12 protein-coding genes are annotated in these 13206 nt (G+C 68.6%); 8 read left to right on the top strand and 4 right to left on the bottom strand.

Features of this window, described 5'->3' with window-relative positions:
• The first annotated feature begins 77 nt into the window (after positions 1–77).
• The 3 genes from LCL87_RS25440 (at position 78) to clpX (ending at position 2971) form a co-directional block, all read left to right on the top strand.
• Positions 78–686: an ATP-dependent Clp protease proteolytic subunit gene (locus LCL87_RS25440; RefSeq protein WP_225024240.1), complete on the top strand. Its 609-nt coding sequence runs from the start codon at positions 78–80 to the stop codon at positions 684–686.
• A 58-nt stretch (positions 687–744) separates the two neighbouring features.
• On the top strand, positions 745–1407 hold the full coding sequence (locus LCL87_RS25435; protein WP_181319450.1) for an ATP-dependent Clp protease proteolytic subunit: 663 nt from the start codon (positions 745–747) through the stop codon (positions 1405–1407).
• A gap of 286 nt (positions 1408–1693) precedes the next feature.
• Entirely contained in the window at positions 1694–2971 is a 1278-nt protein-coding gene (gene clpX / locus LCL87_RS25430) for an ATP-dependent Clp protease ATP-binding subunit ClpX (RefSeq protein ID WP_225024239.1), read from the top strand.
• 69 nt (positions 2972–3040) lie between these two features.
• On the opposite strand, the gene LCL87_RS25425 is transcribed toward clpX, so the two are convergent.
• Positions 3041–3676, bottom strand: a complete 636-nt coding sequence (locus LCL87_RS25425; RefSeq protein WP_225024238.1) for a TetR/AcrR family transcriptional regulator — start codon at positions 3674–3676, stop codon at positions 3041–3043.
• Between the two features lie 77 nt (positions 3677–3753).
• Here LCL87_RS25425 and LCL87_RS25420 point away from each other — a divergent pair, with 77 nt between their 5' ends.
• Positions 3754–4947: an alpha/beta hydrolase family protein gene (locus LCL87_RS25420; RefSeq protein ID WP_510850862.1), complete on the top strand. Its 1194-nt coding sequence runs from the start codon at positions 3754–3756 to the stop codon at positions 4945–4947.
• Here LCL87_RS25420 and LCL87_RS25415 read toward each other — a convergent pair.
• The 3 genes from LCL87_RS25415 to LCL87_RS25405 all read right to left on the bottom strand — a co-directional run bounded on the left by LCL87_RS25415 (position 4944) and on the right by LCL87_RS25405 (position 8619).
• Positions 4944–5399, bottom strand: a complete 456-nt coding sequence (locus tag LCL87_RS25415; RefSeq protein WP_225024236.1) for a 3-oxoacyl-ACP synthase — start codon at positions 5397–5399, stop codon at positions 4944–4946. The two genes, LCL87_RS25420 and LCL87_RS25415, sit on opposite strands and share 4 nt — an antisense overlap.
• 82 nt (positions 5400–5481) lie before the next feature.
• Positions 5482–6306: a formate dehydrogenase accessory sulfurtransferase FdhD gene (gene fdhD, locus LCL87_RS25410; RefSeq protein ID WP_225024235.1), complete on the bottom strand. Its 825-nt coding sequence runs from the start codon at positions 6304–6306 to the stop codon at positions 5482–5484.
• A complete protein-coding gene (locus LCL87_RS25405) occupies positions 6307–8619 on the bottom strand; it encodes an FdhF/YdeP family oxidoreductase (RefSeq protein WP_225024234.1) in 2313 nt (770 codons plus the stop codon).
• A 118-nt stretch (positions 8620–8737) separates the two neighbouring features.
• On the opposite strand from LCL87_RS25405, the gene LCL87_RS25400 reads away from it, so the two are divergent.
• The 4 genes from LCL87_RS25400 (at position 8738) to LCL87_RS25385 (ending at position 13160) form a co-directional block, all read left to right on the top strand.
• Positions 8738–9751, top strand: coding sequence for an iron-siderophore ABC transporter substrate-binding protein (locus LCL87_RS25400; RefSeq protein WP_225024233.1), 1014 nt, complete (start codon positions 8738–8740; stop codon positions 9749–9751).
• Between the two features lie 22 nt (positions 9752–9773).
• On the top strand, positions 9774–10376 hold the full coding sequence (locus LCL87_RS25395) for a GNAT family N-acetyltransferase (RefSeq protein WP_225024232.1): 603 nt from the start codon (positions 9774–9776) through the stop codon (positions 10374–10376).
• A gap of 36 nt (positions 10377–10412) precedes the next feature.
• Positions 10413–12452: an alpha/beta fold hydrolase gene (locus tag LCL87_RS25390; RefSeq protein ID WP_225024231.1), complete on the top strand. Its 2040-nt coding sequence runs from the start codon at positions 10413–10415 to the stop codon at positions 12450–12452.
• 96 nt (positions 12453–12548) lie between these two features.
• On the top strand, positions 12549–13160 hold the full coding sequence (locus tag LCL87_RS25385; RefSeq protein WP_225024230.1) for a hypothetical protein: 612 nt from the start codon (positions 12549–12551) through the stop codon (positions 13158–13160).
• Positions 13161–13206 lie beyond the last annotated feature (46 nt).

The following is a 13206-nucleotide window of genomic DNA, read 5'->3' as shown; positions in this document are numbered from 1 at the left end:
GGCACCGGGACTCCGGTGCCGCCCTACTTCGTTAGTGTCTGTGTCAGGAACCAACGACTTATCAGAAGGCAGGTACCGTGAATTACCAGAACCCCGCCATGACTTCGGCCACCTCCGGCCTGAATCTCAGCGACTCGGTGTTCGAACGCCTGCTTCGCGAGCGCATCATCTTCCTCGGTACGCAGGTGGACGACGACATCGCGAACAAGCTGTGCGCCCAGATCCTGCTGCTGTCCGCGGAGGATCCCACGCGGGACATCAACCTGTACATCAACTCGCCGGGTGGTTCGGTCACGGCCGGCATGGCCATCTTCGACACCATGCAGTTCGCCGAGTGCGATGTCGCGACCTTCGGCATGGGTCTGGCCGCCTCGATGGGACAGTTCCTGCTGTCGGCCGGCACCAAGGGCAAGCGGTACGCCCTGCCGCACGCGCGGATCATGATGCACCAGCCGTCCGCCGGTATCGGTGGCACCGCGTCCGACATCGCGATCATGGCCGAGCAGTTCGCGCACACCAAGCGTGAGATGGCGGAGCTCATTGCGGAGCACACCGGCCAGACCGTCGAGCAGATCACCGCCGACTCGGACCGTGACCGTTGGTTCACCGCGAAGGAAGCGCTCGAGTACGGCTTCGTCGACCACGTCGTCACCCGCGCGCGGCAGGCGGGCGGCGCGGGCAACTAGTGCCGCGACCCGGTCCCTCCCTTCCGCTCCCATCATCCTTGGAGAACTGATGACCAACATGTTCGATCCCCGTGCCGCCCACGCGCTCGGTGGCCAGGCTCCGGCCGGTGCACAGTCGCGCTACATCCTTCCGTCGTTCATCGAGCACTCCAGCTACGGCGTCAAGGAGTCGAACCCGTACAACAAGCTGTTCGAGGAGCGCATTATCTTCCTCGGCGTGCAGGTGGACGACGCGTCGGCCAACGATGTCATGGCGCAGCTGCTCGTGCTCGAGTCGCTCGACCCCGATCGTGACATCACGATGTACATCAACTCGCCCGGTGGCTCGTTCACGTCGCTGATGGCGATCTACGACACGATGCAGTACGTGCGTGCCGACATCACCACCGTGTGCCTCGGTCAGGCAGCGTCGGCCGCGGCAGTGCTGCTCGCGGCGGGCACCCCGGGCAAGCGCCTCGCGCTCCCGAACGCGCGTGTGCTGATCCACCAGCCCGCCACCGGCGGGATCCAGGGCCAGGTGTCGGACCTCGAGATCCAGGCTGCGGAGATCGAACGCATGCGTCGTCTCATGGAGACCACGCTGGGCAAGCACACCGGCAAGGACCCCGATGTGATCCGCAAGGACACCGATCGCGACAAGATCCTCACCGCCGAGGAGGCGAAGGAATACGGGATCATCGACGACGTGCTCCAGTACCGGAAGCTGTCGGCGCAGAAGTGATGTGGGGCATCCCGGTTCGTCGACACGCCCGAGAGGTGAGTTGCGGCGGACCGGGATGCGATTCCGTCAAGCTGGGCACTCCGCGCACGACGTCGGCCTGATTCTCCCGCTGCGCTCGTGCTGCGGGGGAATCACCGGCTATTGGTCGACCTCGTTCCCGATCTGCGGGTACGGTCACACCAGGGGCCTTCGATCCGGATTCGGGGTTCGCATCCGCTGCAACCGCGGCGGTGGGGAACCGGGTGAGGATGCTCGCACGTAGACAAGGAAGTAGGGACCTTACGAGATGGCACGCATCGGTGACGGCGGCGATCTGCTCAAGTGCTCTTTCTGCGGTAAGAGCCAGAAGCAGGTCAAGAAGCTCATTGCGGGACCCGGGGTCTACATCTGCGACGAATGCATCGATCTCTGTAACGAGATCATCGAGGAAGAGCTGGCGGAGTCGAGCGAGGTCAAGCTCGACGAGTTGCCCAAGCCCGCGGAGATCCGCGACTTCCTCGAGAACTATGTGATCGGCCAGGACTCCGCGAAGCGGACGCTGGCGGTGGCGGTCTACAACCACTACAAGCGGATCCAGGCCGGTGACCGGAGCCGGGATGCCCGCGGCGAGACCGTCGAGCTCGCGAAGTCGAACATCCTGATGCTCGGCCCTACCGGGTGCGGCAAGACCTATCTGGCGCAGACGCTCGCGAAGATGCTCAACGTGCCGTTCGCGATCGCGGATGCCACCGCGCTCACCGAGGCCGGCTACGTCGGCGAGGACGTCGAGAACATCCTGCTGAAGCTGATCCAGGCCGCCGACTACGACGTCAAGCGCGCCGAGACCGGCATCATCTACATCGACGAGGTCGACAAGATCGCCCGCAAGAGCGAGAACCCGTCGATCACCCGGGACGTCTCCGGTGAGGGCGTGCAGCAGGCCCTGCTGAAGATCCTCGAGGGCACGCAGGCGAGTGTTCCGCCGCAGGGCGGCCGCAAGCACCCGCACCAGGAGTTCATCCAGATCGACACGACGAACGTGCTGTTCATCGTCGCCGGTGCCTTCGCGGGCCTCGAGAAGATCGTGTCCGATCGAGTGGGCAAGCGTGGCATCGGTTTCGGTGCGGAGGTTCGGTCGAAGGCCGAGATCGACACGCAGGACCACTTCGCGGAGGTCATGCCGGAGGATCTGATCAAGTTCGGTCTGATCCCCGAGTTCATCGGTCGTCTGCCCGTCGTGGCGTCGGTGACGAACCTCGACAAGGAATCGCTCGTCACGATCCTCTCCGAGCCGAAGAACGCACTCGTCAAGCAGTACACGCGCCTGTTCGACATGGACGGCGTGGAGTTGGAGTTCTCGACCGACGCGCTCGAGGCGATCGCCGACCAGGCGATCCACCGGGGCACCGGTGCGCGTGGTCTGCGCGCGATCATGGAGGAAGTCCTCCTGCCGGTGATGTACGACATCCCCAGCCGCGACGACGTCGCGAAGGTGGTCGTGACCGCGGAAACGGTGAACGACAACGTGCTCCCGACGATCGTGCCGCGCAAGCCGGAGCGCGAGCGCCGCGACAAGAGCGCATAGGGGCGGATACACCTCGTGGAGGGGCTCGGGTGCCGACGGCACCCGAGCCCCTCTGTCTTGTCCGTCCTGTCAGGGGGCCCGCAGCAGCGCCAATGCGAGTGCGGTGAGTTCACCTTCGAAGTTGGCGAGGTCGGGCGCGTTATCCGTCGTCGTCTCGCGTTCCCACGTGGCGAGGCCGGACACGACGAACCGGGCCATCGTCGCCACCCGTCGGGTCCGGACCTCGGGATCGAGCTGCGTGAGTTCGGCACTCATGTCCGCGAAGAGGTTCTTGAGCAGATCCATGCCCTGGATGCGCGGGTATCGGGCGTCGTCCGGGAGCAGGGTGGTGGGCCGGTCGACGAAGTCCATGTGGACGCCGGTCAGCCATTGTTCGTTGAAACGCGCCCAGTACGACGGCTTGCGTGCGGCAATCTCGGTGACGAACGGGTGCACGTAGGCGGCGACCAGTTGGTCGAGTCGGTTCGGGGCGTCGTCGGCGATGTCGTCGAGCATTCGGGCACGCACCTCGTTGATGCTGCCGATGTGTTCGAGCCACACCGCCTCGAGCAGTCCGTCCCAGGATCCGAAGTGGTAAGTGATCGCCGAGTTGTTCCGCTGGCCTGCCGTTCTCACGATCTCGCGGGCGGAGACCCCGTGCAGTCCGCGTTCGGCGATGAGGCGCTCCGCGACGAGGAGGATCGTGTCGCGACCGTTCGAGTTCATAGCGGCAAGAGTACTGAATGGGTTATCTTCTTCGGGCTAAGAAAGATTTCTTAATTTTGGAGGTGTTCGTGAATCCGCTGTCGAGGAACGGGGGCGTCCGCGCCCGTCGTGCCGGCCTCTTCACGGTTGCCGCGACGACGGTGGCGCTGGTCGCGGCCGGATGCAGCAGTAACTCGCCGGACGAGGCCCGAGCGGCCCTGGAACCCGGGCAACTACTTTCGGTCCAGCAGCTGCGTGGCGCGCCCGTGCTGCCCAGCGCCGGCCGGAGCGAACTGATCACCTACGCGTCGCAGAACGCGCAGGGCGACCCGGTGGTGGTGTCCGGGACGGTGTCGATTCCCCGCACGCCCGCGCCGGACGGTGGCTGGCCGGTGCTCAGCTGGGCACACGGCACCACCGGCGTGTCCGACATCTGTGCGCCGTCGAACGACACCACCGACGGCCCGGCGCACGACTACCTGGGCGGCGTCGACGCCGTCCTCGACAGGTACGTCGCCGACGGCTACGTCGTGGTGCAGACCGACTACGTCGGCATGGGCACCCCAGGCGGCCACCCGTACATGGACGGTGGCACGGAGGCCAACGCGGTCGTCGACATCGTGCGCGCCAGCCGGGAGCTCGACGACTCGATCAGCAACCAGTGGTACGCGATGGGGCACAGCCAGGGCGGGCACGCCACGCTGTTCACCGCAGCCCAGGGTGCCGAGCGTGCGCCCGAACTGGACCTGCGCGGCGCGGTCGCCATCGCCCCGGGCAACGAGACGAGTGCGACGCCGCAGTACCTGGCGTCCGGCGACCCCGCGGTGGCCCCGGCGCTGGCCTTCCTGCCGCTGATCCTGCTGGGTGCCGAGGCCGCGGATCCGTCGATCGTCGCCGATGACTACGTCACGCCCGAGTCGGAGGTCCTGCTCACCGCGGCTCGCACGAGTTGCGTCGGCCAGATCCGCAACGTGATCGGCTCCGTGCCGGTCGACAAGGCGTTCGCACCGGGCGCCGACATCGACAAGCTCGTGACGTACCTGAAGAAGCAGTCGCTCGGACAGCTGACGTTGACGGTTCCGACGCTGGTGCTGCAGGGCACCGCCGACGCCCTCATCGCAGAGCCCGCCAGTCGGGCCGTGGTGCAGACACTGTGCGCCAACGGTTCCGAGGTCGGCTACAAGACCTACGAGGGTGCCGATCACCGCTCCGCGGTGCCGCAGTCGTTCGATGACGCCGAACAATTCTTCGGCGCGCTGCAGGCGGGGGAGAAGCCGGCCGGTCTCTGCTAGAACGGCCCGAACAGTTCCGAGTACCGGGGCGGGTTCCCGACGAGTTCGCCCTCGGGCAGGGTGACGACGGTGTCGGTCAGTTGCACGACACCGTCGTCGTCCCGGCACTCGGTGGCTACCCGGTAGTCGGCGCTGTCGGTGTACTGACCTGCGAGATGCAGTGTCTCGGTGGGCATCGTGGTCCACCAGATGCCGAGGCCGCCGTCGTAGATTTCCTGCAGATTGGTGATCACCGGTTGGTCGGCGGTGTCGAAGACGACGGTGGCGCACCGGGCCGGCGCGTCGGTGCTGGAGTCGATGTTCTGCAGCGTCACGAGGATCGAATTGCCGAAGGTCCGCACCTCGCCCTGCCCGGTCACGGTCGCCGACGCCGGGGCGGTGCCGAGAAGGCCGGCCACGGCGAGTGCGCCCGCGGCGGCCGCAATGGTGTGCCGCATCCGTCTTCCGGTCATGACGTGACGCCCCTCCCGTTCGCCCGACCCGCGTGGTCTCCACTGTGGCATGCGGCGCCGCGGGGTGGTGGGCGAACCGGCGTCAGATCTTGATGCGGTGCTCGCCCGAGTAGACGTTCATGCTCTCGCCGCGCAGGAACCCGACGAGTGTCATCCCGCGGTCCCGGGCGAGGTCCACGGCCAGCGACGACGGCGCCGACACCGCGCCGAGCACCGGAATCCCGGCCATCGCGGCCTTCTGGGCGAGTTCGAACGACGCGCGGCCGCTGACGATGAGGACCGTGTCGGACGCGGGGATCCGGTTCGCGGTGAGCGCCCAGCCGAGCACCTTGTCGACCGCGTTGTGCCGGCCGACGTCCTCGCGGAGTGCCAGCAGCGCACCGTCGGTGGTGAACAACCCGGCGGCGTGCAGTCCGCCCGTGGCCTCGAACACTCGCTGGCCCTTGCGCAGCGTCGGTGGCATCGAGGACAGGGCCGTCGCGGTGACCTCGAGCGTGTTGTCGGACAACGGGTATCGGCTCCGTACCGCGACCTCGTCGAGCGAGGCCTTGCCGCACACGCCGCACGCCGACGTCGTGAGGAACTCGCGCCGGCCGCGGTTGCCCGGATCGGGCACCCCGGCGGCGAGTTCGACGTCGAGGACGTTGTAGGTGTTGGCGCCGTCCGCGTCGACGCCGTCGCAGTAGCGGACCACCCGCACGTCCTCGGCGGCCGCGATGATCCCCTCCGTCAGCAGGAACCCGTGGACCAGTTCGACGTCGTGGCCCGGGGTGCGCATCGTGACGGTCAGTGAGCGTCCGCCCAGGCGGATCTCGAGCGGTTCCTCCACGGCCAGGGCGTCCGGTCGACGCCGGGTGCCGTCCGGCGTGATGCGCAGGACGGGCCGGCGTGCGGTGACCCGGCCCATCTAGCGGTCCCTGGCAGGTTCGAGCCGCACGACGACGGCCTTCGACACCGGCGTGTTCGACTTGGCGGCAACGTGATCGAGCGGGACGAGCGGGTTCGTCTCGGGGTAGTAGGCGGCGGCGTTGCCGCGCGGGGTGCTGTACTCGACCACCCGGAAGTCGTGGACCCGTCGTTCCTCGACGGTGCCGTCGGCGGTGGTCCACTCCGACACCAGATTCACCGGTTGCCCGTCGTGCAAACCCATCTCGGCGATGTCGTGGGCGCTGACGAACACCACGCGGCGGCCGTTCTTGACGCCGCGGTATCGGTCGTCGAGGCCGTAGATCGTGGTGTTGTACTGGTCGTGGCTGCGCAGGGTCTGCAGGATCAGCCGCCCGGGTGGTGTCGGGGTCCACTCGAGCGGGCTGACGGTGAAATTGGCCCGGCCGGTGTGGGTGCGGAACTCGCGCGAATCCCGTGGGGGATGGGGGAGTTGGAAGCCGTCGGGCCGGCGGACCCGGGTGTTGTAATCGGTGCAGCCCGGGACGACTCGGGCGATCGAATCCCGGATCCGGTCGTAGTCGCCCTCGAACGTCGACCAGGGCGCAGGATGGTCGGAGCCGAGCAGCTCGCGCGCGAGTTGGCACACGATCGCCACCTCGCTGCGCAGGTGCTCGCTGACCGGCTTCAGGCGTCCGCGCGACAGGTGCACCATCGACATCGAGTCCTCGACCGACACCAACTGTTTGCCGGTCGCCTGGACGTCGAGGTCGGTGCGCCCGAGGGTCGGCAGGATCAGCGCGGTGTGCCCGTGCACGACGTGGCTGCGGTTGAGCTTCGTCGAAACCTGCACCGTCAGTTCGCAGTTGCGCAGTGCCTGCTCGGTGGCGGCGGTGTCCGGCGTCGCCGAGACGAAGTTGCCGCCCATCGCCACGAACACCCGTCCGCGGCCGTCGCGCATGGCGCGGATCGCGTCGACGGTGTCCCAGCCGTGCTTGCGCGGGCTCTCGATGGAGAACTCGGCGTCGAGCGCGGCGAGGAACTCCTCGGGCATCTTCTCCCAGATGCCCATGGTCCGATCGCCCTGCACGTTCGAGTGACCGCGGACCGGGCACACGCCGGCGCCGGGCTTGCCGATCATGCCGCGCATCAGCAGCAGGTTCACGGCCTCCTGGATGGTGGCGACCGCGTGCGTGTGCTGTGTGAGGCCCATCGCCCAGCAGACGACTGTCCGCTGCGAATCCGCGAGCGCGCGTGCGGTGTCGTCGAGTTGGCGTCGCGTCAGGCCGGTGGCTTCGATCACGATGTCGAGGTCCACGTCCCGCATGTGGGCGGCGTAGTCGTCGAAGCCGGCGCAGTGCGCGTCGACGAACGCGCGGTCGACGACGGTTCCGGGGGAGCGGTCCTCGGCCTCGAGCAGCAGTCGGCCCAGGCCCTGGAACAGCGCCATGTCGCCGCCGAGACGGATCTGCAGGAACTCGTCGGCGATGTCCACGCCGCGACCGAGCACACCGCCCACCTTCTGCGGGTCCTTGAAGCGCCGCAGTCCGGCCTCGGGCAGCGGGTTGATCGCGATGATCCGTGCGCCGTTCGACTTCGCCTTCTCGAGCGTCGAGAGCATCCGCGGGTGGTTGGTGCCCGGATTCTGACCGGCGATGAGGATCAGGTCGGCCTGCTCGAGATCCGGCACCGACACCGACCCCTTGCCGATGCCGATGGTCTCGGTCAGCGCGCTGCCCGACGACTCGTGGCACATGTTGGAGCAGTCCGGCATGTTGTTGGTGCCGAAACTGCGAATCAGCAACTGGTACAGGAACGCTGCCTCGTTGCTCGTCCGCCCGGACGTGTAGAACACGGCCTCGTCGGGGCTCTCGAGTTTCCGGAGATGATCGGCGATCAGCCGGTACGCGTCGTCCCACTCGATCGGTTCGTAGCGGTCGCTGCCGGGACGCACCACCATGGGATGCGTCAGCCGGCCCTGCTGCCCCAGCCAGTAGTCGGTGTGCCCGTTCAGCTCTGAGATCGGGTGCGCCGCGAAGAACTCGGGTGTCACGGTCCGCAGCGTCGCCTCCTCGGCGACGGCCTTGGCGCCGTTCTCGCAGAACTCGGCGGGCTTGCGGTGGCCGGGCGTCTCGGGCCACGCGCAACCCGGACAGTCGAAGCCGTGCCGCTGATTGAGCCGGGTGAGGGTGCGGGCGGTGCGGGCCACGCCCATCTGTTCCACGGCGCGCTCGAGCGACACCAACACGGCGGGGACACCGGCCGCGTAGTCCTTCGCGTGGTCGACGACGAGGTCGTTCTCGTCGATGTCCTTCCGGGGCCCGGTGCGCGTCATGGCCCAATACTGGCCCGATTCGGTCGGGTCCGCACGGTCCGACGCACCGAACGGCCAGGTAGTGTCGGCTAGCCTTACCTTCTCCTGAATGCACCACCACGACACGAAGGGTCCTTCGATGGGTGATCTCCAGTCGCGAGCCGGCGCAATCTCGCGCCGCGGATTCCTGATCGGCAGCACCGGTGCGCTTCTCGCGTTCGCCGCCGCGTGCAGCAGCAGCTCGGGCGACGGCGGCTCCGACGGCGGCTCCGGCGCGACGGTCACCCACAAGTACGGCCAGACGACGGTGCCGGAGAACCCGCAGCGGATCGTCAGCGTCGGCTACAACGACCAGGATGCGTTGCTCGCGCTCGGTGCGGTTCCGGTGGGCGTCTTCGACTGGTACGGCAACTACCCGTACGCGGTGTGGCCGTGGTCGCAGCCGCTGCTCGGAGACGCCCAGCCCACGATCATCGGCAGTGCGAGCACCGGCATCGACATCGAGAAGGTCGCGACCGTCGGGCCCGACCTCATCGTGGGCACGTACTCCGGGCTCACCCAGGGGCAGTACGACAAGCTGTCCGCGCTCGCGCCGACCGTCGCGCAGCCTGCGGGCGTCGCCGACTACGGCGTGCGCTGGCAGGACCAGACCACGATCCTGGGCGAGGTGCTCGGCAAGCAGGACAAGGCCGCCGAACTCGTGGCCGGCGTGCAGCAGCGCTTCACCGACGTGGCCGCGGCGAATCCGTCGTTCGCGGGCAAGACGGTTCTCGTCGGCGCGCTCAAGGGTCCCGGCCAGTTCGGTGTGTACGGTCCCGAGGATCCCAAGGTCCGATTCTTCACCGAACTCGGGTTCGTGAACCCGCCTGTCGCGGAACAGGTTCGCAAGACCAACTTCGCGGAGATCAGCACCGAGCAGCTCTCGCTCGCCGACGTCGACCTGCTCGTCTGGTACGCGGGCGGCGGCTTCGGCGACGACCTGCGGGCCGAGCTGGCCAAGACGCCGGTGTACCAGACCCTCGACGTCGTCAAGGACGGACGCACGATCGTCCTCGAGGACGAGGCCGCCGAGGCGATGGCGTGGTCGACGGTGGTGAGCCTGCCGTTCGCGCTGGACCAGATCCCGGAGCGCATCGCGCCCCTGCTCGCCTGATCCAGCCGGTACGCTCGCGGTCATGGGTGTCAGGCCAGTGACCCGATCCGATATTCCCGCGCTTTCGCGTGCGCTCGCGGAGGCGTTCGACGACGACCCCGTCATGTGCTGGATGTTCCCGGACGATGCGAAACGTCCCACCGGCATGGCACGCCTGTTCGCGGCCGAGTCCCGCTACCACCACCTCGCCGGCGGCGGTGCGGAACTGGCCGAGACACCCGACGGCACGATCGTCGGCGGCGCGCTGTGGGACCCGCCGGGCCGGTGGAAGCAGTCGAGTCTCGATTCGCTGCGCAGCCTGCCCGCCGTCATCCGCGCACTCGGCGGCAAACTCCGTGTCGGCGCCGAGGTCTCGCATGCCCTCGAATCCGCGCACCCCACCGAGCCGCACTGGTACCTGTCGACGATCGGGACGTCGTCGGCCGGACGCGGCGGCGGATACGGGAAGGCGCTGCTGAACTCCCGGCTGTCGCGCTGCGACGCGGAGGGCGCGCCCGCCTATCTCGAGTCCAGCAAACACGCCAACATTCCGTATTACGAACGATTCGGATTCGAGGTGACCGGCGAGATCTCGATCCCGAACGGTGGTCCGACGCTGTGGAAGATGTGGCGCGATCCACGCTGACTTCGGCGGCGTGCCGAACAGTGGTACCAATCAGGGGTGACCTCCACCCCACAGACTCCACTCGGCACACCGTTCGACGACCTCGACGACTATCTGGCACTGCCCCGGCTGTCCGGACTCGCGCTGTCCCCGGACGGTTCGCGTCTCGTGGTCGCGCAGGCGGTCCTCGACGCCGACGAGACCAAGTACGTCTCGGCGCTGTGGGAGATCGACCCCGCCGGTGAGCGGCCCGCCCGCCGCATCACGTGGGGGGCGAAGGGAGAGGCGGGCGCGGCGTTCACCAGCGCGGGCGATCTGCTGTTCACCGCGTCCCGGCCCGCGCCGGACGAGTCCGGCGACGCCCCGAACGCGCTGTGGCGCCTTCCGGCCGACGGCGGTGAGGCGTCCCGCGTGGCCTCGCGCGGCGGCGGAATCTCCGGGGTGCGCGCGGCGCGGTCGGCCCCGCGTGTCGTGGTGTCCACGTCCGCCCTGGGCGCCACCGCCGAGGACGACGAGCGGATCCGCGGCGAACGCAAGGACAAGAAGGTCAAGGCGATCCTGCACACCGGGTACCCGGTCCGGCACTGGGACCACGATCTCGGCCCCGACGTCCCGCACCTGCTGGCCGGGGCGTCGGACGTCGACGGCGAGATCGTGCTCGACGACCTGACCCCGGCCCCCGGCATCGCGCTGCGGGAGGCGGACTACGACCTGGCTCCCGACGGCTCGTTCGTCGTGAGCACGTGGTCACTGCCGGGTGTGCTCGGCGCGATGCGCACGGTACTGGTGCGGATCGACGCCGCGACGGGGGAGCGCACCACGCTCGTCGACGACGACGCCGCGGACCTGTCGCGTCCGGTCGTCTCGCCCGACGGCGCGAGCGTCGTGTACCTGCGTGAGTCGTACGGCGATCCGGACCAGGCGCCGCGGATCACGCTGCACCGCTTCGATTTCGCCGACGGCCGCATCTCGGATCTCGTGTCCGGCTGGGATCGTTGGCCCACGTCGGCCGCGTGGCTCCCGGACGGCGCCGGACTGGTGCTCACCGCCGACGAGCGGGGCCGCGGCCCGGTCTTCGTGCTCCGCGGCGACGGCAACCCGACCGCGCTGACCACCGACGACGCCGCCTACACCGACCTGCTCGTCGCGCCGGACGGCTCGGCCGTGTACGCGCTGCGGGCGTCCTACGAGCGGCCGCCGCACCCGGTCCGGATCACCCTCACCGGCGACACGGTCGGCGCCGTCACGGAACTGCGCGCGCCGTCCGAGTCGCCGCGGGTACCGGGCCGGCTCACCGAGGTCGTCGGGCAGGCCGAGGACGGCACGCCGCTGCGGGCGTGGCTGGCGCTGCCGGAGTCCGCGTCCGCCGACACCCCGGCACCGCTCGTGCTGTGGGTCCACGGCGGACCGCTGAACTCGTGGAACACCTGGTCATGGCGTTGGAACCCGTGGCTGCTGGTCGCGAAGGGCTACGCGGTGCTGCTGCCCGACCCGGCGCTCTCGACCGGTTACGGGCAGGACTTCGTCCAGCGCGGCTGGGGCCAGTGGGGCAAGGCGCCGTACACGGATCTGATGGCGATAACCGACGCCGCCGAGGCGCTGCCGGAGATCGACGCGAAGCGCACCGCCGCGATGGGCGGCTCGTTCGGCGGCTACATGGCGAACTGGATCGCCGGGCACACCGACCGGTTCCAGGCGATCGTCACGCACGCGAGCCTGTGGGCGCTCGACCAGTTCGCCCCGACCACCGACGCGGCCTGGTACTGGGCGCGGGAGATGACGCCCGAAATGGCGTTCGAGAACTCGCCGCACCTGGCCGTCGCCGACATCGTCACCCCGATGCTGGTGATTCACGGCGACCGGGACTACCGCGTGCCGATCGGCGAGGGCCTTCGGCTCTGGTACGAGCTGCTGTCCGAGTCGGGGCTGCCCGCCGACGCCGAGGGGAAGACCGACCACCGGTTCCTTTACTTCCCCGACGAGAACCACTGGGTGCTCAGCCCCCAGCACGCCAAGGTCTGGTACCAGGTGGTCGAGTCGTTCCTCGCCGAGCACGTGCTCGAGGAGGACGTCCCGCTGCCCGACACCCTCGGCTGACGGCGTCCGTCCCTCCCCGCGTTTTGCGCACTTGTCGCTACTTTTGGGTATCGGGAGGTCGCGCCAAGTGCGCAAAACGCGAAGGGGTGTGGGGGGATGGAAGATGCGCATCCGGACGTCGGTGAGACGAAGCCGGCCCGGCGCCCGGCGCCGCGGTGGTGGCGTCTGACGGTCGGCTGGGTGATTCCGCTCCTGGCGGCGACGGCATGTCTGGTGGTGCTGTGGAGTCTGGTGCCGCCCGCCGTGTTCTACCCCCTGTTCGCGCTGGCATCGGGAGCCTTGGTCATCGTCGGCGTCGTGTGGCTGGCCGCGGTCGTGTTCGGCTCGATCCGCTACGGGTGGCGCCGTGTCACGCTCGTCGCGCCGATCATCGTGTTGGTCACCGTCGGGCTGGCGGCCGCCGATCTGCCCGGACGACTCGGCTGGTGGGTGTCGAAGGACGACCTGCAGCGGGCCGCGGTCGCGTGCGCGGATCCGTCCGACGGTGCCGATTTCCGGTCCCGGTGGATCGGTGCGTACCGGGTGTACTCGGTCCACCGAGTCGGGGACAGCGGGTGCCGATTCACTGTCGAGGGCGGGCTGATCGACTCCGTCGGAGTCGCCTATCTGCCGGGCGAGCAGCCCTACCTCGGTGACCCCCGCCGCGACGGAGAAATCGGGTACCGGCACATCGAAGGGGACTGGTACGCGTTCGTCCAGCGATTCTGATCCGCGTTTTGCGCACTTGTCGCGTTTTCGGGGCCCGAAAACGCGA

The organism is Prescottella equi, from assembly GCF_020171745.1.
GTDB classification, from domain to species: Bacteria; Actinomycetota; Actinomycetes; order Mycobacteriales; family Mycobacteriaceae; genus Prescottella; species Prescottella equi_A.
Note: the sequence above shows the minus strand (reverse complement) of the source record. Positions and strands in the feature narration are given on the sequence as shown.